General features: G+C 62.8%; 24 protein-coding genes. 13 read left to right on the forward strand and 11 right to left on the reverse strand.

The window, feature by feature from the left end:
• Positions 1 to 19 precede the first annotated feature (19 nt).
• The 6 genes from KVT37_RS05340 (at position 20) to KVT37_RS05365 (ending at position 4,735) form a co-directional block, all read left to right on the forward strand.
• A complete protein-coding gene (locus KVT37_RS05340) occupies positions 20 to 841 on the forward strand; it encodes an enoyl-CoA hydratase (protein ID WP_217570411.1) in 822 nt (273 codons plus the stop codon).
• 43 nt (positions 842 to 884) lie between these two features.
• Positions 885 to 1,667 (forward strand): AAA family ATPase, encoded by a 783-nt coding sequence (locus tag KVT37_RS05345; protein ID WP_217570413.1) that lies wholly within the window; start codon positions 885 to 887, stop codon positions 1,665 to 1,667.
• 10 nt (positions 1,668 to 1,677) lie between these two features.
• On the forward strand, positions 1,678 to 2,433 hold the full coding sequence (locus tag KVT37_RS05350; protein ID WP_217570415.1) for a GNAT family N-acetyltransferase: 756 nt from the start codon (positions 1,678 to 1,680) through the stop codon (positions 2,431 to 2,433).
• Entirely contained in the window at positions 2,430 to 2,951 is a 522-nt protein-coding gene (locus KVT37_RS05355) for a CoA-binding protein (RefSeq protein ID WP_217570417.1), read from the forward strand. The genes KVT37_RS05350 and KVT37_RS05355 overlap by 4 nt, the downstream gene beginning before the upstream one ends.
• A 157-nt stretch (positions 2,952 to 3,108) precedes the next feature.
• Positions 3,109 to 4,389, forward strand: coding sequence for an O-acetylhomoserine aminocarboxypropyltransferase (locus tag KVT37_RS05360; protein WP_217570419.1), 1,281 nt, complete (start codon positions 3,109 to 3,111; stop codon positions 4,387 to 4,389).
• A gap of 1 nt (position 4,390) precedes the next feature.
• Positions 4,391 to 4,735, forward strand: a complete 345-nt coding sequence (locus KVT37_RS05365; RefSeq protein ID WP_217570420.1) for a cupin domain-containing protein — start codon at positions 4,391 to 4,393, stop codon at positions 4,733 to 4,735.
• Between the two features lie 17 nt (positions 4,736 to 4,752).
• On the opposite strand, the gene KVT37_RS05370 is transcribed toward KVT37_RS05365, so the two are convergent.
• The 3 genes from KVT37_RS05370 to KVT37_RS05380 all read right to left on the reverse strand — a co-directional run bounded on the left by KVT37_RS05370 (position 4,753) and on the right by KVT37_RS05380 (position 7,561).
• A complete protein-coding gene (locus tag KVT37_RS05370; RefSeq protein WP_217570421.1) occupies positions 4,753 to 5,460 on the reverse strand; it encodes a transporter substrate-binding domain-containing protein in 708 nt (235 codons plus the stop codon).
• A gap of 53 nt (positions 5,461 to 5,513) precedes the next feature.
• Complete coding sequence (locus KVT37_RS05375) at positions 5,514 to 6,752, reverse strand: cytochrome P450 (RefSeq protein WP_217570422.1); 1,239 nt, start codon at positions 6,750 to 6,752, stop codon at positions 5,514 to 5,516.
• Between the two features lie 80 nt (positions 6,753 to 6,832).
• The gene (locus KVT37_RS05380) at positions 6,833 to 7,561 is read right to left on the reverse strand and encodes a hypothetical protein (protein WP_217570423.1); all 729 of its coding nucleotides are present in this window, start codon (positions 7,559 to 7,561) and stop codon (positions 6,833 to 6,835) included.
• 110 nt (positions 7,562 to 7,671) lie between these two features.
• Here KVT37_RS05380 and KVT37_RS05385 point away from each other — a divergent pair, with 110 nt between their 5' ends.
• Together KVT37_RS05385 and KVT37_RS05390 are read left to right on the forward strand one after the other, a co-directional pair.
• The gene (locus KVT37_RS05385; protein ID WP_217570424.1) at positions 7,672 to 8,016 is read left to right on the forward strand and encodes a hypothetical protein; all 345 of its coding nucleotides are present in this window, start codon (positions 7,672 to 7,674) and stop codon (positions 8,014 to 8,016) included.
• Positions 8,017 to 8,035: 19 nt separating this feature from the next.
• Positions 8,036 to 8,563: a gamma carbonic anhydrase family protein gene (locus tag KVT37_RS05390; protein ID WP_217570425.1), complete on the forward strand. Its 528-nt coding sequence runs from the start codon at positions 8,036 to 8,038 to the stop codon at positions 8,561 to 8,563.
• A gap of 25 nt (positions 8,564 to 8,588) precedes the next feature.
• Here KVT37_RS05390 and KVT37_RS05395 read toward each other — a convergent pair whose 3' ends face one another.
• From KVT37_RS05395 to KVT37_RS05415, 5 genes are all read right to left on the reverse strand, one after another.
• Positions 8,589 to 9,140 (reverse strand): ankyrin repeat domain-containing protein, encoded by a 552-nt coding sequence (locus tag KVT37_RS05395; protein WP_217570427.1) that lies wholly within the window; start codon positions 9,138 to 9,140, stop codon positions 8,589 to 8,591.
• A 69-nt stretch (positions 9,141 to 9,209) separates the two neighbouring features.
• Positions 9,210 to 9,968 carry an NYN domain-containing protein gene (locus tag KVT37_RS05400; RefSeq protein ID WP_217570429.1) on the reverse strand — a complete coding sequence of 253 codons (759 nt, stop codon included), beginning with the start codon at positions 9,966 to 9,968 and terminating at the stop codon, positions 9,210 to 9,212.
• A gap of 240 nt (positions 9,969 to 10,208) precedes the next feature.
• Entirely contained in the window at positions 10,209 to 10,814 is a 606-nt protein-coding gene (locus KVT37_RS05405; protein WP_217570431.1) for a transglutaminase-like cysteine peptidase, read from the reverse strand.
• A gap of 257 nt (positions 10,815 to 11,071) precedes the next feature.
• Complete coding sequence (locus tag KVT37_RS05410) at positions 11,072 to 11,689, reverse strand: PilZ domain-containing protein (RefSeq protein WP_217570440.1); 618 nt, start codon at positions 11,687 to 11,689, stop codon at positions 11,072 to 11,074.
• A 174-nt stretch (positions 11,690 to 11,863) separates the two neighbouring features.
• Complete coding sequence (locus KVT37_RS05415) at positions 11,864 to 12,502, reverse strand: PAS domain-containing protein (protein ID WP_217570442.1); 639 nt, start codon at positions 12,500 to 12,502, stop codon at positions 11,864 to 11,866.
• Positions 12,503 to 12,927: 425 nt separating this feature from the next.
• Here KVT37_RS05415 and KVT37_RS05420 point away from each other — a divergent pair, with 425 nt between their 5' ends.
• Positions 12,928 to 13,665, forward strand: a complete 738-nt coding sequence (locus tag KVT37_RS05420; protein WP_217570444.1) for a rhomboid family intramembrane serine protease — start codon at positions 12,928 to 12,930, stop codon at positions 13,663 to 13,665.
• Positions 13,666 to 13,882: 217 nt separating this feature from the next.
• On the forward strand, positions 13,883 to 14,314 hold the full coding sequence (locus KVT37_RS05425) for a CBS domain-containing protein (RefSeq protein ID WP_040983461.1): 432 nt from the start codon (positions 13,883 to 13,885) through the stop codon (positions 14,312 to 14,314).
• Between the two features lie 48 nt (positions 14,315 to 14,362).
• On the opposite strand, the gene KVT37_RS05430 is transcribed toward KVT37_RS05425, so the two are convergent.
• A complete protein-coding gene (locus tag KVT37_RS05430) occupies positions 14,363 to 14,620 on the reverse strand; it encodes a YjhX family toxin (protein ID WP_127305754.1) in 258 nt (85 codons plus the stop codon).
• Positions 14,621 to 14,925: 305 nt separating this feature from the next.
• Here KVT37_RS05430 and gatB point away from each other — a divergent pair, with 305 nt between their 5' ends.
• The 3 genes from gatB (at position 14,926) to KVT37_RS05445 (ending at position 17,751) form a co-directional block, all read left to right on the forward strand.
• Positions 14,926 to 16,425 carry an Asp-tRNA(Asn)/Glu-tRNA(Gln) amidotransferase subunit GatB gene (gene gatB, locus KVT37_RS05435; RefSeq protein ID WP_217570446.1) on the forward strand — a complete coding sequence of 500 codons (1,500 nt, stop codon included), beginning with the start codon at positions 14,926 to 14,928 and terminating at the stop codon, positions 16,423 to 16,425.
• A gap of 4 nt (positions 16,426 to 16,429) precedes the next feature.
• Positions 16,430 to 16,918: a GNAT family N-acetyltransferase gene (locus tag KVT37_RS05440; RefSeq protein ID WP_217570448.1), complete on the forward strand. Its 489-nt coding sequence runs from the start codon at positions 16,430 to 16,432 to the stop codon at positions 16,916 to 16,918.
• Positions 16,919 to 17,052: 134 nt separating this feature from the next.
• On the forward strand, positions 17,053 to 17,751 hold the full coding sequence (locus KVT37_RS05445; RefSeq protein WP_217570450.1) for an AIM24 family protein: 699 nt from the start codon (positions 17,053 to 17,055) through the stop codon (positions 17,749 to 17,751).
• Positions 17,752 to 17,762: 11 nt separating this feature from the next.
• Here KVT37_RS05445 and panC read toward each other — a convergent pair whose 3' ends face one another.
• A complete protein-coding gene (panC, locus tag KVT37_RS05450) occupies positions 17,763 to 18,614 on the reverse strand; it encodes a pantoate--beta-alanine ligase (RefSeq protein ID WP_217570452.1) in 852 nt (283 codons plus the stop codon).
• The gene (gene panB / locus KVT37_RS05455) at positions 18,611 to 19,450 is read right to left on the reverse strand and encodes a 3-methyl-2-oxobutanoate hydroxymethyltransferase (protein WP_217570454.1); all 840 of its coding nucleotides are present in this window, start codon (positions 19,448 to 19,450) and stop codon (positions 18,611 to 18,613) included. The genes panC and panB overlap by 4 nt, the downstream gene beginning before the upstream one ends.
• Positions 19,451 to 19,621: the final 171 nt, after the last annotated feature.

Below are 19,621 nucleotides of genomic sequence, written 5' to 3' on the forward strand. Positions count from 1 at the left end.
CCGACCCGAGAGATTGAAAATGGCTGAAGTCGTTGCGATCAAGCCCGCCGTGGCCGACGGCCCCGTTCTTGTCAGCCAGGACAAGGGCGTTCTGCGCCTCACGCTCGCCAGTCCGCCAGCGAATGCGTTGTCACTGGCGACAATGGCGGCGCTTCAGGCCGAGTTCGATCGCGTGAGAGAAGACAAATCCGTGCGCGTCATCATCCTGGCGGCCTCCGGCAAGGTGTTCTGCGCCGGTCACGATCTCAAGGAAATGACGGCGCACCGGGCCGAGCCGGACCGTGGCAAGGCCTTCTTCGAAAAGACCTTCGCCGCCTGCGCGAGCCTGATGCAGACCATCGTGCGCCATCCGAAGCCGGTGATCGCCGAGGTCGACGGCCTTGCCACCGCAGCCGGCTTGCAACTGGTCGCGAGCTGCGACCTTGCCATCGCTTCACACGAGGCGAGTTTCTGCACGCCTGGTGTCAACATTGGCCTGTTCTGCTCGACGCCGATGGTGGCGCTGTCGCGCAACGTCTCGCGCAAGCAGGCGATGGAAATGCTGCTCACCGGCGAAACGATCGATGCCGCGACCGCCAAGGAGTTCGGCCTGATCAATCGCATCGTGCCGCGCGAATATCTGAATCAGGTTGTCAATAAATACGCGCAAACCATTGCTTCCAAATCCTCTTTGGTCGTCAGGACCGGCAAGGAAGCCTTTTATGCCCAGGCCGAAATGGGGCTGGCCGACGCTTATGCCTATACCGGCCGCGTGATGGTTGAAAACATGCTGGCGCGCGACGCCGAGGAAGGCATCGGCGCCTTCATCGGCAAGCGCAAGCCGGAATGGACGGACGAGTAAGCGCCTGAATGAAGCCGCGCCATCTCATCGCCGAAGGTTCGACGTGGCTGCCCGCAAGCAACTGACGCGGCTGAAAGCGCCCTATCTCAAGCGCATCTTGCTCGAGCCGTCGCGCGTCGCGGATTGGGAGCAATATCCCTGGAACCTGCCGCTCTTTCGGGAGCGCGCATTCGAGTTCGAATTCGCTTCGGCCATCACCATCATCGTCGGTGAGAACGGCACCGGCAAATCGACGCTGCTCGAAGCCATCGGTGCGCTGGCCGGCTATGACGAGGCTGGCGGCGGCAAGGGCTACATGCCGGTCGACCATTCCATAGCTATTGACAAGAGCGGCGCATCGCTCGCCGGCACGTTGCGCGGCCATTGGCTGCCAAAGGTCACTGCCGGCTGGTTCTTCCGCGCAGAATCCTTTTATTCGGTCGCCCGCTATCTCGATAAGGCCGCGCTCGAAGATCCGTTCAAGCCACCACCGCCCGATTTCCTGTCCTGGTCGCATGGCGAAGGCTTCATCCGCTTCTTCGAGGAACGCTGCCGCCGCCAAGGCATCTACATCCTCGACGAGCCCGAAAGCGCGCTGTCGCCGACACGCCAGATCGAACTGCTCAAGCTTTTGCAACGTATGGAGCAATCCGGCACCGCGCAGGTGATCATGGCCACACACTCGCCGCTGCTGATGGCCTGTCCGAATGCGCGGCTCTTCCGCATCAGCCGCTTCGGCCTCGACCTGGTCGATTTTCAGGACACCGATCATTTTCGCATGATGCGCGACTTCTGCAGCGATCCTCAGATGTTTATGGAAGAGGCGCTGCGGGATGACGACGGGTGACAGAGCGGACATGCGCGACGACGATCTCAACTGGAAGATGGAAGAGGTATGTCTTCAGGCCTGGCCGGCAGCCGCCGAGACAATGGCCGACGGTTGGCTTTTGCGGCGCTCGGGCGGCCGCATCCGGCGCGCCAACTCCGCCAATCCCTTGCGCGGCCGGCGCGGCACGCCCGAAGCCGTCATCGATGCCGCCGAGGCGTTTTATGCCGGGCATGGCCAGGCGCCGCTTTTTCGTATTCCCGACATCGCCCCCGAATTGGAGAGCGAACTCGATCGGCGCGGCTATGATCGGGAAGGCGGGACGATTCACCTCCATGCGGATATCGATCGACTGTCAGGAACCGCCGATCACGGCGTGCGGGTTTCGTCGACGCCCGATGAAGGTTGGTTCGAGGCGCGATTTCGCGGCGGCGGCTACGATGAGGCGGAACGCCGGATTTTTCGCGGTATGACGGGTTCGATCCAAGGTGAGAAGGCATTTGTATCGGCCGAACGCGAGGGCATTGTCGCATCGATCGCCTATGGCGTCATCCGCGACGGATTGCTTGTCGTGGAGTCGGTTGAAACCGATGCAAGATTCAGGCAGCAGGGGCTTGGTCGCAAAACGGTCGGCGGCTTGATCGGATGGGCAAGAGAGGCTGGCGCCAAGGCTGGCTGCCTGCAGGTGGTCGTCGACAACGCGCCTGCACGCGCGCTCTACGCTTCGCTCGGCTTTAGCCGGGAGCTCTATCGCTATCATTACCGCAGGAAGACCATCGCAGCATGAATCACGATACCTACGACAATGCCTACATCGCCGGCATTCTGAATTCGGTGAAGACCATCGCCATGGTCGGCGCTTCGCCCAACGACGTGCGGCCAAGCTACTTCGTGCTGAAATACCTTTTGGCCAAGGGCTTTTCGGTGTTTCCGATCAATCCCGGCCACGCCGGCAAGGAGATCCTTGGCCGCACCGTCTATGCCAGCCTGGCCGACCTGCCGCAGCCGGTCGACATGGTCGACATCTTTCGCGGCTCGGCGGCGGTGCCAGGCATTATCGACCAGGTGCTGAAGCTCGATCCGTTGCCCAAGGTCGTCTGGATGCAGCTTAGCGTGCGCCATGACGAGGCCGCTGCCCGTGCCGAGGCGGCCGGCATCAAGGTGGTGATGAATCGCTGCCCGAAGATCGAATATGGCAAGCTGTCGGGCGAGATCGGCTGGACCGGCGTCAATTCCGGCGTGCTGTCGTCGAAGAAGCCGATAATGCGACAGGGTTTTCAGAGCTTCGGCGTGCGGCAGAAATAGACAAGCGCGGCTCGCGCAAAATTATTCCGGGAAGAAATGGATTTTCTCGGGCGTTCGCCCAAGGTCTCACCCCGAAAGGTATTTTCTTCTTTGCATTCCCGGCCGTGCTTCGCCAAGAATGCCCGGCGATTTTCGAACGGTCAGGAGAGGGATTTCGATGACCCGCACGCCCGGTTTCAACACGCTCGCCGTTCATGCCGGCGCCAAGCCCGATCCGGCCACCGGCGCCCGCGCCACGCCGATCTACCAGACGACCTCCTTTGTCTTCGACGATGCCGACCATGCCGCCTCGCTGTTCGGGCTGAAGGCCTTCGGCAACATCTACACCCGCATCATGAACCCGACGCAGGCCGTGCTCGAGGAGCGCGTCGCCGCGCTCGAAGGCGGCACGGCGGCGCTTGCCGTCGCCTCGGGCCATGCCGCGCAGGTCATCGTCTTCCACAATCTGATGCGGCCCGGCGATAATTTCATCGCCGCCAACAAGCTCTACGGTGGATCGATCAACCAGTTCGGCCACGCCTTCAAGAATTATGGCTGGGAGGTGCGCTGGGCCGACGTCAACGACCTCTCGACCTTCGAGAACCAGATCGACGACAAGACCAAGGCGATCTTCATCGAAAGCCTTGCAAATCCCGGCGGCGTCTTCGTCGACATCGAGAAGATCGGCGACATCGCCCGCAGGCATGGCCTGCCGTTGATCGTCGACAACACGCTGGCCTCGCCCTATCTGGTGCGACCGATCGAGCACGGCGCCGACATCGTCGTCCATTCGCTGACCAAGTTCATCGGCGGCCACGGCAATTCGATCGGCGGCGTCATCGTCGACGGCGGCACGTTCGACTGGTCGAAGTCGGGCAAATATCCGATGCTGTCCGAGCCGCGGCCCGAATATGGCGGCCTCGTGCTGCACGAAACCTTCGGCAATTTCGCTTTCGCCATCGCCGCGCGCGTGCTCGGCCTGCGCGACCTCGGCCCGGCGATCTCGCCGTTCAACGCCTTCCTGATCCTGATCGGCCTGGAAACGCTGCCGCTGCGCATGCAGCGCCATTGCGACAACGCCGCGAGCGTCGCCGGCTGGCTCTCCAACCACCCGAAGGTTGCCTGGGTGAATTATCCCGGTCTTCCAAGCGACAGGAACAACGCGCTGCAGAAGAAATATTCGCCGCAGGGCGCCGGCGCGGTCTTCACCTTCGGCCTCAAGGGCGGCTACGAGGCCGGCATCAAATTCGTCGAGGCGCTGGAGCTGTTCTCGCATCTCGCCAATGTCGGCGACACCAAGTCGCTGGTCATCCATCCGGCCTCGACCACGCACCGCCAGCTGTCCGACGAGCAGAAGGTCAAGGCCGGCGCCGGGCCGGATACGGTGCGGCTGTCGATCGGCATCGAGGACGTCAACGACATCGTCGCCGATCTCGAACAGGCGCTTGGCAAGGTCTGATATGTCGGCCTTTCTTGCGGTCAATATCGACAGCGTCGAACCGGAGGCCGGCGCGCCGGCCCCGGACCGGGTGGTCTCGGGCGATCCGAAATTCCGCACCTGGAATGTAGAGGAGCGTGACGGCGGCCTCTATGCCGGCATCTGGGAAGCGACGCCGGGCAAGTGGCGCATCTCTTACGACGAATGGGAGTTCTGCCACATCCTTTCCGGCGTCTCGGTGATCGCCGAGGACGGCGGCGAGGCGCGCACGGTCAGGACGGGCGATAGCTTCGTGCTGCGGCCAGGGTTCAAGGGCACCTGGGAAGTGCTCGAGACGACGCGCAAGGAATATGTAATCAAGCTCTGAGCGCTTCGCAGCCGTAATCAGAGCAGCCGGTCGACATCGCTGTTGGAAAAGCCATGTTGGCTCATCAAATCCCGGTGCCAGACGCTTCCGAGCAGGTCACCGAGGCATTGATCGACGCGTCGGCGCAGCGCGTCGTTGCTCTTGGCGAGAGCGAAGGCGCCCGCGGCGGGCTGCCGTTCGGAGGCAGGCACATCGATCACATCGAGCAGCGCGCCCGGCCGGCCGTTGACATAGCCGCGATGCGCCATGGCGACGCTGGCATAGGCGTCGGCCTGGCCTGCCGCGACGGCTTCGGCGGCTTCGGCCTGCGTGGCGAATATCCTGATCCGTTGCGGCGGCACGCCGTTCCGCAGCGCGGTCTGGTGTTGGATCTGGCCCGATATCACTGCGAGCACGGCGGCAGGGTGCCGAGCGATGGACCCGTAGCCAGTCAAGTCCAGCGGGTTGGCCTTGGCGACCATCAGCCCGTCCGGCAGTGACCAGATCGGCCGCGTGAAGTCCACGAGCTTGCTTCGTTCCTCGGAGATGAACAGACCCGTCGTCATCTCCCACCGGCCCTCAACCAGTCCGGGGAGCAGTTCGACGAACTCCGTCTCGATCGATGAAAAGGGCTCCAGCTCGAGCATCTGGCAAATCTTGTCGGCGAGCACCGCATCGCAGCCGCCAAGCTTGCCGGCGGCATCGGTGAAGCAAAAGGGCGGCTCCTGCAGGTAGGCGAATTTCATTGTCTAGGTTCCGAACGACGATTTCAGCTGCTCGAGGCGGATCGGTTCGGCGGTCAAAAGGCCACGGCAACCCGCTCCAACCCGTGGAAATGATAAGTGTCACGGAAGCGCGGCGTCTCCGCCAGGCGTAAATCTGGCAGCCGGTCGAACAGCGTCTTCAACGATACCTGCAGTTCGAGCCTGGCCAGCGGCGCGCCGATGCAGAAATGGATACCGGCGCCGAAGGAGACGTTCTTCTGGTCGGTGCGGATCGGATTGAAAGTGTCTGATCCCACGAAGGCCAGCGGATCATGATTCGCCATGCCGAGCAGCAGCGCGATTTTGTCGCCGGGCTTGAGCAGAATACCCGGCGCCACTTCCATCTCTTCATAGGCATAGCGCAGGAACATGTGCAGTGGCGCATCGAAGCGCAGGCACTCCTCGACCGTGGCGGCGTTCGCTTCCGGCGTCGCGAAGAAGCGGCGTGGATCACCGCCCTGCGTGAGGATCGATCTCACGGCATTGCCCGTCTGGTGCACGGTCGCCTCGTGCCCTGCATTGAGCAGAAGGATAGCTGACGAAACCAGCTCGTCCTCCGAGAGCTTCTGGCCGTTGTCCCGGGCCTCGATCAGCAGCGAAAGCAGGTCGTCGCCAGGCTTCTTGCGCCGCTCGGCGACGTAGCCGCGCAGGAAGTCCGCGAAATCGCGCGCGGCGCGGTTGGCGGTGTCCTCGGTCTCCCGCGTCCGGCCATGCGTGTACATGGCGACCATGCGATGCGACCAGTCGAGCAGTTGTGGCCCCATCTCGATCGGAACGCCGAGCATTTCGGCGATGATGGTGATCGGCAGAGGCGAGGCGTAAGCGGGCAGCAGGTCGACGCCGCCCGGTTCGAAGCGGTCGATCAGTTCGTTGGCCAAAGCCTCGATACGTGATCTCAGCCGTTCGACCTGGCGCGAGACGAACGCACGGTTGACCAGCGTGCGAAGCCTGGTGTGCACCGGCGGCTCCAACTCCAGCATCGAATTGGCCTCGATCGCGTCAAAGGCCGCAAGATGCGAGCGGTCGTCGCCCACACCGCGGCTGTCGGGGATGCCGGCCGGATTCTGTCGGCCGAAGCGGCGGTCGCGCAAAAGGCGACTGACGTCGTCGAACCCACCGAAACACCAGAAGCCGTAGTCCTCCCAGAAGAAGGCGTTGGCGGCGCCGTGCAGGAAGGCGTAGGCCTCATAAGGGTTTTGCACGAAGGCCGGCTCGTGCGGGTCGAGCCGCAGACTGCGGCTGGTCGGATCGAAGGTGAGATAGGCGGGCGTCATGCTCGATCTTTAGCGCGCCTTGTCAGCGCGATGCCAGACCATGTCTTGGCGCCCGAGACGGACAAGCGTTGAGCCAGCCGCTAATGCCCTGTCTTCAGGATGCCTGCCACCTTCGCCGCAATCGCCGCGTCAAGCGCCGGCCAATTCGCGAGCAGCTCGCGGGGGAAACGGTAGGTGAGGCTGAGATCGTCGCCGACCTGGATGTCGCGTTCGCAAGGCGCCAGCGATTCCTCGGCGCTCGGACCGCTCAGGCAGCGGGCGACGAACGGGTCCTTGCCGGGACGCTCGGCGATGGCCAGCACCTCGTTCAGATAGCCTGATTTTTCGCTGAAGGCGTAAACCGTCGTGCCGCCCGGACCGGGCGTGCCCGGCTTTTCGATCAGGGCGCTGTAGATCGGCGCGAAGCGGCCGCTCATGTCACGCGACATCATGCGCGGCTCGAAGGACAGGAAAACGATCTTCCGGGTCGTCGCGTGGTTGAAGTCGTCGCGCGCGGCCGTGCTGTACCCGTCCATTTCGGGATAGCGCAGATAAAGATCGAGCCGCGAGGCGATGCCGTCGCGCCGGGCCTGGTCGAAGCGGATGAAGTTCGCCGGCACGCTGATCAGATTGTTGCCCATGACGATCTGGCGCACCGTCGTGTCGTCCGAATAGCCGGCCATGGCGATCGACCGACCAAGCCATTTGCCGCCGACGCTGATCGCCACCGAAAGCAGCGCCAGCGCCGCGAAGATATAGAAGACCCGCTTCATCAAGGTCGAATCGACGACCTCGAAGTCCGGGCTCTCGGCGACGCTTGCCTGTCTCATTCGCTCTTTCCCGATCCGCCCACCTGTCCTTCGGCGGCACAGCCTTTGCGGCATGGCTCTTGCAGCGCGTTGGCACGACTGTGCGTTTTCATGGTAAACGGTTGGTAAACATGGGTCCCGTTGTGCTTGTTCTTTACGCCTTTGCGGTCGGTCTCACGACCTGCGGACTGGCCGGATCGGCCATGGAACTGCTGTCCGGCCGGCGCCTGGCCTTCGCCGAACCTTATGTCTCGCCGGTCCATATCCTGCGCTCGCTGGCGGCGACGGCTTGCGCCGGCCCGTTCATGCTCACGAATGAAGCCTTGGCCGCCCGGCGCGAGGGGCGCATCGGCACGATGGCGCTGTTGTCCTGCGGCTGCACCGCCGTCGCCTGGGCGCTGGCGCTCGGCGTCGTGCTCATCGCCATTGCATCCTGGGCGACCGCCAACCTAGGGTCTTTCGAATTCGCTGGTTGAGACGATTCGGAGACGAAAAATGCCGGTCTATGCGATCGACGGGAAAGCACCTGAGTTCGAGGATGCTGAAACCAACTGGATAGCACCCGACGCCACGCTGATCGGCAATATCAGGATCGGCCGCAATGTCGGATTCTGGTTCGGTGTCGCCATCCGCGGCGACGGTGAGCCGATCATCATCGGCGCCGACACCAACGTGCAGGAACATACGATCATGCACACAGATCCGGGCTTTCCGCTGACCATCGGCCAAGGCTGCACGATCGGCCACAGGGCGCTGCTGCATGGCTGCACGATCGGCGACAACAGCCTGATCGGCATGGGCGCCATCGTGCTGAACGGCGCCAGGATCGGCAACAACTCGCTGGTCGGCGCCGGCGCGCTGGTGACGGAAAACAAGGTTTTTCCGGACAATTCGCTGATCGTCGGCTCGCCCGCCAAGGTGATAAGGACGCTGGACGAAGCGGCGGTCGAGCGGCTGCGCGTCTCGGCGGCCCACTATGTCGCCAACGCCAAACGCTTCAAAGCCAAACTGACGACAGTGTGACGGCGGCGGACTGCCTAGCGCGTCATCATACGCGGCGGCTGTGCATGGCCTCACGCAGCAGGAAAGCACCGGCCTCGAAGCCCGCCTCTTCCGCGCCTTCCAGCGCCGTTTCATAGTCGTCGATGCGGGTCCGCAGCGACGGATCCGCGCCTGAGAGCAGCAGCAGGTGGATCGCGTCAGTGTCACGCCGCGACACCGCATAGTGCAGGGCTGTCCAGTCGTTGACGCCGCGCATATCCGGGTCGGCGCCATGTTCGAGCAGGATACGCACGATCTCCAGCCTGTCCGGCCGTTCCGTCGACAACGCCGCAATGATCGAGGGAAACCCGGCAGGATCCTCATAATTCGGATTCGAGCCGGCATCGAGCAAGGCGCTGATGAACGCGGTCGGGCTCCAATAGGTGGCATACTCTAGTGGATGCCCGAGGCCGAGCTCGAACGGCATCCTCTCGTCGAACCAGCGCGTTGAACCGCCCAGGGCAACACCCAGGGCCGCGAAATCGCCCGCCTTGAAGGCGTCGTCAATGGCCTTGAAAAGCCGGTGGCGCTCGCAGCGATCGTCGGGGACTTCCAGCATTGCTCGTGGCCCGGAAAGCTCGATAGTGCATCCGTCAACCGGCGTTGGGAAGGTGTGAACACAATGGGTTCAGGGCTTATGCGGCTTTGTTCCTGAGCCTTTCGCGGGTTTGGGCTTCAGCCGTATTCGCATCGCGCCACCGTTCGATGTGTCGATTTCGAATTCCGCTGTCTTCCTCACGAGATCACTGAGTTTGCCAAAGCCATAGGTGCGTGGGTCAAAATCGGAGAACAGATTTGAGAGCTGCTTGCCAAACGTCCCGAGGAGGACCCATCCATCCTCGCTGTCCATTTGACCTATGACTTTCTTGAGCATCGGCGTAGCCGCACTTGGCGCATGCAGCGGCTTTGGAGTTGCAACTGTGTCTTCAGGACTCGCCGCGCCGGGAAGAAGATTTTCGGTGTAGACGAAGCGGCGGCACGCTTGCCGAAAGCTCTCAGGTGTTTTCTGCTCTCCGAACCCGAAAACATCGACGCCCTGTTCGCGGATGCGGGCTGCAAGCCTCGTAAAATCGCTATCCGACGAAACCAGGCAGAACCCGTCAAAGCGGCCGCTGTGCAATAGGTCCATGGCATCGATCACCAGAGTGATATCGGACGCGTTCTCCCCGGTGGTGTAGGCGAATTGCTGTTGGGGGATGATGGCATATTTCGAAAGAATGTCTGCCCAACCCTTGGATCTTGCGTTTGAGAAGTCTCCGTAGATACGGCGGACGCTGGCTTCGCCTATTTTTGCGATCTCTTCAAACAAGCCGTCGGAAATTTTCGCCGAGGCGTTATCGGCATCGATGAGAACGGCGAGGCGTCGGGATTTAGACTCGTTTGCCATGCAGTGCTTTCGGTCGCTTCTACCTTTGTTCCTGGGGGCTGACGCGTCCGCGCAGCAGCCAGAAAGTAGCAACCAGTAGGCACGTCGTCGAATCCCCAAGCCGGAAATAGCGGAGCCGGCCCCGGGGACAGGGGCCGGCTCCTAAAACCCGGTCGTTGGGGACGGGGAGGGTGGGGACTCGACCGGGCTTTTCCTATGCACGTCGCGCGGGCACGACGTAGCTAATCGCTTTTGGCGTCCTTAGCGGACGCTGGCGACGGCTGCGTCGCGGCCGTCGTTGATGGTGACCCAAACGCCGGAATTCTCGGTCGATTGACGCTTGAGGTAGGTATAGACCGTGTCGTTCCAGGCGAGCACTTTCGGCTCGAGATTGTCGAGGATGAACTCGCCGAGGCTGGTGCGCACCGTCAGCACCGCGTGGCCGTCGCCGTTCGGCTGACGCACCACCGTCATCAGCAGGTCGCCGGCGGGGACACCAACGGCCATCAGCTGGCGGCGCTTCTCCAGTCCATAATCCTCGCAGTCGCCATAACCGTTGTCGGGATAGGCCCAGTATTCCTCGACGCCGTAGTTCTCCATGTCGGTGCGCGGCTTGACGCGGGTGTTGACCGAATTGTTGACGTTGACGATGGTCGCCCACAGCTTGCGTGTCAGCTCGACCGGCGGCTCCTTCGGCGTCCGCTGGTTGCATTCGACAGGAATGCGCTGGCAGAAATCATAGTGACCGACCGGCTGGGTGGTGCGGCCACCCGTATGCATGTAAGCCGGTCCCGCGCTTGCCGTTCCCCACGCGGACAGCTGCATCGCCATTGCCAAGAGCAACAGCTTGCCCCTCGTCATTTTCATTGTGGTAGTCTCCCCGTTTGAGAAGACTGTGCCACGTTGGGATTTATTTGACGCAAAAACCCGAAGTAGACATTGAGTAAAACGCCGGTCGAATAAACATAAAATTTGAACTATCGCGATCCTGGATTATTCAGATTTGCCGGGCTCGCCTCAGGTTCTGGTGGCCTGGGGCGATCTGCATCCAACCTGTCAAAACCGGGCAACAAAAAACCGGCCGCTGAGGGCCGGTTCGCTTCGTGCCTGTTGTTCGGCCCGCGTCAGGACCGCGGCGCGTTGAATTCCTGGTCCAGGGTTTCCGGCCGCTGGATGACGGCGAACTCGATGGCGACGCCGTCTTCGAAATGGCGCACCACTTGGCCGCGCATGGTTCCGAGCATGACCTGGACGCCGATCGCCGGCTTGACGTCGATCTCGACCGCCGCGCCCGACAGTGACAGGTCGATGATGCGGCACTGATACTGGCGCCCATCGGTAAGCTGCAGAACGCTCATCGGATTGCGCGGCGCCACGCGCTCGTGGCGACGGTCCTCGGGCAGGTCGAGCTCGTGCTTGTTGGCAAGCCAGGTGAGTTGCGCGGCAAGCTTGTCCTTCTTGCGATCCGAGGCGATGACGGTCATGGCGAAACCGTCCTGCGAGGTGCGCGTCACGACGCCTTCGACGCGGCCGATATGATCGATATAGGCGATGACCTTTTCGCCCGGCATGCCGATGCGCTCCGTGCGCAGCGCAACATTGCCGGGTGACATGTCGATCACCTGGCATGGATGCTCGGTGCGGTCTTCCAGCATGAAGCGCCCGTAGATCTTGACGCGGACACGCTGAAAGTTGCGCCGTTCAGCTCGTGACGGTGCATAATCTACCGCCGCTGACCTCATGACTGCCTACACCCCTTTGGCATTCCGCGCGACGATGCGAGGAATTTCGCCCAAAAAACTACAGCAAAGCAGGTTAACAAACGGGAAAAATCGGCCGCGAATGCCAACGCCAGGAGGTCGATTCCAGGCGGAAAAATTAACCGCGCGCGGGGCAAAAAACACGCGCGGTCGGGCTCATTCGTGACGACCGCCGTCGAGAACGACGAGATGGCGGATGCGGCGCACGCGGCCGAGTGCTGAAATCGTTTCCGGAGGGTCGAATTCGGCCGGGACGAGCGAGGGAACGTCGATCGCCGGCCGGTTCTTCAGGAACATCGGCTCCTTCTCGGGATCGATCACCCGGATCGTATCGATCAGCGCGTCGGCGAGCGGATCGGCGCCCAGCCAGAACGGCTTGTCGGCGGTGCTGATGATGCCGAGGCAGCGCTGGTTCTCGGCGCCGCCGTCCAGCGGCAGGGCCAGGAGCTCGAACTTGTTGGAACGGCCGTTGCGGCTGAACCCCTCGAAGGTCATGAGCAGGACCGATTTCTGCTCGAAAACGCCCTGCATGAGGCGCGACACCAGCCGCTGGTCCTTCTCCCGCCAGAGCGAGGGAAAGGAGAAACCCTTGAGCTCGCGGCCGTAATAGGCGCAAAGCCTTGTGCCGGCCAACCGGAACACCGCTTCGCCGCGCGTGTCGCGCTCGAGGATGAAGGTGTCCGCCAAAAGCGACTTGATGTCGGCCGGCTCCACTTCCGATCGCTTCGGGGCCAGGCGACCATCACGCAACTGGTTCCAATATTGGAACAGCGCGATCGATCCTTTTTCCTTCATTTCCATTCCGCTCCGCACAATCTGTCTTTTGATGTCCCATCGGCGAACAGACAGGGCGCCCTCCGATGACCTTCATGCGGTGCGGAGCAGGATGCGTGCCAGTATCGTTAACGTTTGTTCACGCTTCGGGGTCGTTAAGGTTAACAAGTGGTTTACATTGCGCGCCGCCGAGGCCTGTGGCACACCAAAACCACTCCAAAAACGGTCGTTTCAGCAGCGATCGGCAGCACTTCAGTCAGAGTTTATGGGGAGCAGGGGACTCGACCGGCCGTTCAGGGGGACACCTGGACGGCCTTCTTTTTGATTCGCCCTCGTTCCGATTCGCGCTTCTTCCGGTCGTGACTGTGGCGATTCGCTGTTTGTGATTCGAAAGGGCGTGATCTACATGCTCGCCCGAAACGCGAGTCCAGGACCCCAAAAGGCGCATGAGCGAACCGGTAAGCCCTAATGAAACCGAACCGCTGCCGGACGAAGAGCCTGAGCCGCGGGGCCGCGAACCCGTGTTCAACCTGCCGCCGGCGGTGCTGGCGGTGATCGGCATTTGCGTGGCGGTCCATCTGGTGCGCGCCTATCTGCTTACCGATGACCAGGATTTTGCCCTGCTCATTCGGGCAGCCTTCGTTCCCATTCGCTATTCCGGTCGATACGATCTTGATTTCTATGCCTTTTCCAGCCCCTTCACCTACGCGTTCCTGCATGGCGGCGTGGCTCATCTGTTGATCAATATGGTCTGGCTCGCGGCCTTCGGTTCGCCTTTGGCCAATCGATTTGGCATGCTGCGCTTCGCGTTGTTCTTCGCGGTAACGAGCCTCGCTTCGGTCGTGCTCTTCTGGGCGCTCCATCCGCTCGGCGAGGTGCCGCTGGTCGGCGCGTCCGGCGCCATCTCCGGCATGATGGGGGCGGCGGCGCGCTACGGGTTCCGTGTCGACCGTTCGTCCGGCAGGGCGGCCTTCGCAGGCGAACCTCTGCCGATCGCGACCGTGATGCGCTCGCGCGGCGTCATGACATTTCTGGGTGTGTGGATGGTCATAAATCTCGCCACCGGTTTGCTCGGATTCGCGCCGGGTGTCGAAGGTCAGATCGCCTGGGAGGCCCATATCGGCGGCTTCGTCGCCGGCTTTTTCGGACTGCGTTTCTTCGACCGCCCGCGGGCTGCCGCCTAGTCCTTAGGCGCACTTGAAATGCAACCAATCACGGCGCACGATGTTGCCATGCATGTCGCCCAAAAGCGCGTAGCGGTTTTGCGACAACGACATGCATCAAAACAAGATCTTAAAGCGCGCCACGGCGCGCTTTGAGCCACCCAGCGTCTTCGTAGGGCGCCGGGGCTCAAAAGCCGGTCGGGGCGGGGAGCCGGCGTCAAAGGCAGTGGAGGACGCCATGACGGTTAAGGCAATTCTTGAAAGCAAGGGCCATGACGTATTCACGCTCGGGCCCAATGAAAAACTGAGCGAGGCCATTCGCATGCTGGCCGAGCACAGGATCGGCGCGCTCGTCATCACCAATGGCGATCGCAAGATCGTCGGCATTCTCTCGGAGCGCGACATCGTGCGGGTGGTGGCCAAAGAAGGCGCCGCCGCGCTCGACATCGCCGTGCGCTCGGCGATGACGCCGAAGGTGAAGATCTGCAACGAAAACCACACCGTCAACGAGGTCATGGAGATCATGACGCGCGGCCGCTTCCGCCATCTGCCGGTGGAGAAAAACGGGCTGCTCGACGGCATCGTCTCCATCGGTGACGTGGTCAAGCGCCGCATCGAGGATGTCGAGCGCGAAGCCGAGGAGATCAGGGCTTACATCGCCACCGCGTGAGGCGGCGATAGCCGCCGGCTGTTGCCAGCCGGCGGTGTGCAGTGGAGTCTATCGGTTGTCGAGTTCGGCGCGGACGAGTTGGAGCCCGCGTCGGGTGATGCGGTACGGACCGCCATCCGTCGAGGAAACCGCTTTCTTCCGCCTCAGTTTTCGAAACAGCTCCAGGTCGAAGCCCGGATAGCGCCAGCCGTCGCGGGTCAGGCACTGGACCGAGGCGATCTTCCTGCTCTCGTTCTTTTCGATTTCGATACGCCCGCCTTGCGCGAGCAAGTGCAGGATGCGCTGTTCGTTGCGCGAAATGTCCATTGGAGAAATTCCCGGGAAAAACAACAAAAGCCGCCGCCGCGAGACATCGCGGCACGGGGTTTCAGGTTTTTCTGCCCTGCCTCGGCTTCGAGGTCAGGGCTTCACCGGGACTGAGCGTAAGTGGACATCCACTCTCCATTGGGATGGGCGTCCTATAGGCGAAAGCCGCCGAAAAGGCCAGCGCGCGGCTTTGCACTTGTCTCACAAGGCTTGTCTCGCAGGGCGGTTTGGACTAGCGAGTGTTGCGATTTTCGCATCACGATATGCAAATCGTACCGTCCCACGCATGCTATCCGCAGGCCCCCATGACCATCATCGACACCCGCACCCCCGACGCAAAACGCCTGATCCCCGGCGCCACCGGCGATTGGGAAATCATCATCGGGCTCGAAGTGCATGCGCAAGTGATCTCTGAGGCCAAGTTGTTCTCCGGCGCCTCGACGTCGTTCGGCGCGGCGCCCAACGCCAATGTCAGCCTGGTCGACGCGGCGATGCCGGGCATGCTGCCGGTCATCAACGAGGAATGCGTCAAGCAGGCGATCCGCACCGGGTTGGGCTTGAAGGCCGCGATCAACCACAAGTCGGTCTTCGACCGGAAGAACTATTTCTATCCGGACCTGCCGCAGGGCTACCAGATCTCGCAGTTCAAGCAGCCGATCGTCGGCGAGGGCAAGGTGATCGTTTCGGTTGGCCCCGACCGCCAGGGCGAGTTCGAGGACATCGAGGTCGGCATCGAGCGCCTGCATTTGGAGCAGGACGCCGGCAAGTCGATGCACGACCAGCACCCGACCATGTCCTATGTCGATCTCAACCGCTCCGGCGTGGCGCTGATGGAGATCGTCTCCAAGCCCGACATCCGCTCGGCCGACGAAGCCAAGGCCTACGTCACCAAGCTGCGCTCGATCATGCGCTATCTCGGCACTTGCGACGGCAACATGGACGAAGGCTCGCTGCGCGCCGACGTCAACGTCTCGGTGCGCCGTCCGGGCGGCGAATTCGGCACGCGCTGCGAGATCAAGAACATGAACTCGATCCGCTTCATCGGCCAGGCCATCGAATACGAGGCGCGTCGGCAGATCGCCATCCTGGAGGATGGCGGCAAGATCGATCAGGAGACACGCCTATTCGACCCGAACAAGGGCGAGACGCGTTCGATGCGCTCGAAGGAAGAAGCGCACGACTATCGCTATTTCCCGGATCCCGACCTTTTGCCGCTGGAATTCGACCAGGCCTATGTCGACGCGCTCGCCAAGGAACTGCCCGAACTGCCCGACGACAAGAAGGCGCGCCTGGTCGATGTGCTCGGTCTGTCGGCCTACGACGCTTCCGTCCTGGTGTCGGAGAAGCCGATTGCCGACTATTTCGAGAAAGTGGCCTCCGGTCGCGACGGCAAGCTCGCCGCCAACTGGGTCATCAACGATCTGCTGGGACAGCTGAACAAGGCCGGCAAAGATATTGAAAATGCTCCGGTTTCTCCGGAGCAGCTGGGCTCCGTTCTCGACCTGATCAAGGAAGGCACCATCTCCGGCAAGATCGCCAAGGACCTGTTCGAGATCGTCTGGAACGAGGGCGGCGATCCGCGTGAGCTCGTCGAAAGCCGCGGCATGAAACAGGTCACCGACACCGGCGCCATCGAGAAGGCGGTCGACGAGGTCATCGCCGCCAACCCGGACAAGGCCGAGCAGGCGCGCGCCAAGCCGAGCATGGCCGGCTGGTTCGTCGGTCAGGTGATGAAGGCGACGGGCGGCAAGGCCAACCCGCAGGCGGTCAACGACCTGGTCAAGGCCAAGCTCGGCATCGAGTAGGGCGATGTTCGTCCGCACCGCCAGCGAACGCGATCTGGTTGCGGTCCGTGCGCTGCTGGTCGAGACATGGCATGCGACCTACGACGCCATCTACGGCGCCGAAAAGGTCACCGAGATCACCGACGACCGGCATTCGATCGCCTCGCTCAAGGCGCGGCTGACGCGGCCGAATTCCGAATTCCTGGTCGCCGACGACGGCAAGCGGCTCGGCGGCATGGCATTCGCCGCCGCCACCAGCGACCCGAAGATCGTCCTTCTGAACCAGCTCTACGTGCATCCGGCCTGGCAGCGGCAAGGGATCGGCCAGTCGCTGCTCGACGAGGTCGAGGCCAGCTTTCCGGAGATGCATACGCTGCGTCTCGAGGTCGAGGAAGCCAATGCCGTGGCGATCGCTTTCTACGAGGCCAATGGGTTCCGGCCGGCAGGCAGGACAGCCGATTGCGGCGGCAATTCAGGATTGCCCGCGCTCATTCTGGAGAAGCGGCTCGGCTAGATCGTCGGCGCGCGTCCTCCTGCATCATCGCGCGGTTTTGATTTGATTGCGTCATCCGCCTCATCAAACCTGTTCTCTGCAGCGTCCGCACCCGCCACGAGGCAAGGAGCGCCGCTCCGCTCAGGGGGAGAACCATGCCGAGCTTGCCGGAATTGATGCCGACCGAAGTGTCGGACGAGACTTTTGGCGGTGTGACCTATCACGTCGCCGGCGAACTGGTGCCGGTGCTGTCGGTCGATGTGACCAACATGCCGGTCTATTTCGAACACCACATCCTGCTCTGGAAGAATACCTCGATCACCATCGGCCTGAAGTCGCTGAAGGGCGCGCTGAAGCGCATGATCGCCGGCATGCAGATATTCGTCACCGAGGCCTCCGGGCCTGGCATCATCGCCTTCAGCCGCGACGGTCCGGGCCATATCGTGCCGATCCATCTCAGACGCGGCGAGGAGATCCAGGTGCGCGAGCATCAGTTTCTCGCCGCCACCGCCAGCGTCGACTACACCTTCGAGCGCGTGCGCGGCCTTGGGACAATGCTGTTCGGCCAGAGCGGCTTCTTCATCGACCGTTTCCGTGGCGAGACAGGCGACGGCATCGTCTGGCTGCACGGTTACGGCAACGTCTTCGAGAAGGTTCTGGCCCCCGGCGAGACCATCGACATCGAGCCGGGCGGCTGGCTGTTCAAGGACGCTTCGGTGAGGATGGATACCAGGATCGACAAGCTTTCCAGCGGCTTCTTCGGCGCCGCCATGAACTTCGTCGTCAACCGCTTCACCGGCCCTGGTCGCGTCGGCATCCAGTCGATGTATCTGCATATGCCGTCGGAAGAGTAGGCGCTACGCGGTCAGACGGAGGGGATTTCCACATTGTCGATCAGCCGCGTCGCGCCGAGCCAGGCTGCCGCGAGCAGGCGGCCGTCGCGGTCGCGCCGCCAGGGGGCGAGTGTCACGGCCTCTCGTGCGGCGACATAGTCGACCTTCTGAAAGCCCGCCTGCACGAGTGCTTCCGTGGCAATGTTCGTGGCGCGGGTCTCGTTCGCGCCGGACGCGAGTTCGGCCGCCGTGCGGCGCAGGATCACGTTGAGCTGGCGCGCGATATCGAGCTCGGCCTCGCCGAGATAGGCATTGCGCGACGACATGGCGAGGCCGTGCGCATCGCGCACCGTCGGCGCGCCGACGATCTCGACGGGCAGGTCGATATCGCGACAGAGCTGCCTGACGACGCAAAGCTGCTGGTAGTCCTTTTCGCCGAACACCGCGCAATCGGGCGTCGCCTGCAGGAAGAGCTTTGCCACCACGGTCGCGACGCCGTCGAAGAAATTCGGCCTGAAGTCCGTTTCGAGGCCGGAGGAGGGGCCGCCCACCGAGATTTTGGTGGCGAAGCCGGCCGGGTACATTTCCGCCACGCCGGGCGTGAAGGCGAGATGTGCGCCCGCGTCCTGCAACCCGTCGAGATCGCGCGCCAGCTGACGTGGGTATTTGTCGAGGTCTTCCGTCGGCGCGAACTGGGTCGGATTGACGAAGATCGAGACGACGCAGCGCTCGGCCCGCTCGAGCGCGATCCTGACCAGGGAGATATGGCCGTCATGCAGCGCGCCCATGGTCGGCACCATGGCGACCTTGAGGCCGGTCCGCCGCCAGTCCCGGACCTGCGCGCGAAGGGCGGCGACGCTGTCGACGACGATGGGAGCGGTCATGTCTCGTCCTTGCCGGATGCGGTCGTGAAGACGTGGTCGGAGCCGGGGAAGGCGCGGCTGCGCACCTCGGCGGCGTAGCGCTCGGCGGCACTCGCTACCACACTGCGCAAGTCGGCGTATTCCTTGACGAATTTCGGCACGCGGTCGACGGTCAGGCCGACCATGTCGTCGATCACCAGGATCTGACCGTCGCAGTCGGCGCTGGCGCCGATACCGATCGTCGGTATGGAAATATGACGGGTCAGCTTCGCGGCCACGGCCTCCATCGTGCCCTCGATGACGACGGAGAAGGCACCGGCCTTTTCCACCGCCTCGGCATCGCGGAAAAGCGCTGCGATGTTCTCCTCCGTGCGGCCCTTGATCCTGTAGCCGCCGTCCTTCTCCACCGACTGCGGCTGCAGGCCGATATGACCCATGACCGGTATTCCCGCCGCGATGATCGCCGCAATCTGCGCTGCCATGTCGACGCCGCCTTCGAGCTTCACGGCCTGGCAGCCTGTTTCCTCGGCGATGCGCTTTGCCGCCGCCGCGGCCTGTGCCGGCGAGGCCTCATAGCTGCCGGCCGGCATGTCGACCACGACGCAGGCTCTGGCCGAGCCGCGCATCACGGCCTGGCCGTGGGCGATCATCATGTCCAGCGAGGCGCCGAGGGTCGTGGCGTGACCATGCAAGACCATGGCGACGCTGTCGCCGACCAGGAGCAGGTCGACGTGCGGATCGAGCAGGCGGGCGACAGGGTAGGTGTAGGCGGTGAGGCAGACGATCGGCACGCCGCCCTTGCGGCGGCGAATGGCTTCGGCGTTGATCCGGCTGTCGGCGGACGGATCACGTGTCAATCGTCACCTCCCTCAAGACGCGCCCGGAACGGACCGGCCGAGCTTTAGAAAGACAGGCCGCGCTTGGCAAGCGGCGCTGTCGCAGGCGCCAGCGGTGCATCGATTTAGCGCACGAAGCATTTACGTTCAGGACATGGCAAAACCCTTGCCTTCGCGTTTGCGTGACGCCAT

This window comes from Mesorhizobium sp. GbtcB19 (genome assembly GCF_019091085.1).
Taxonomy (GTDB): domain Bacteria; phylum Pseudomonadota; class Alphaproteobacteria; order Rhizobiales; family Rhizobiaceae; genus Mesorhizobium.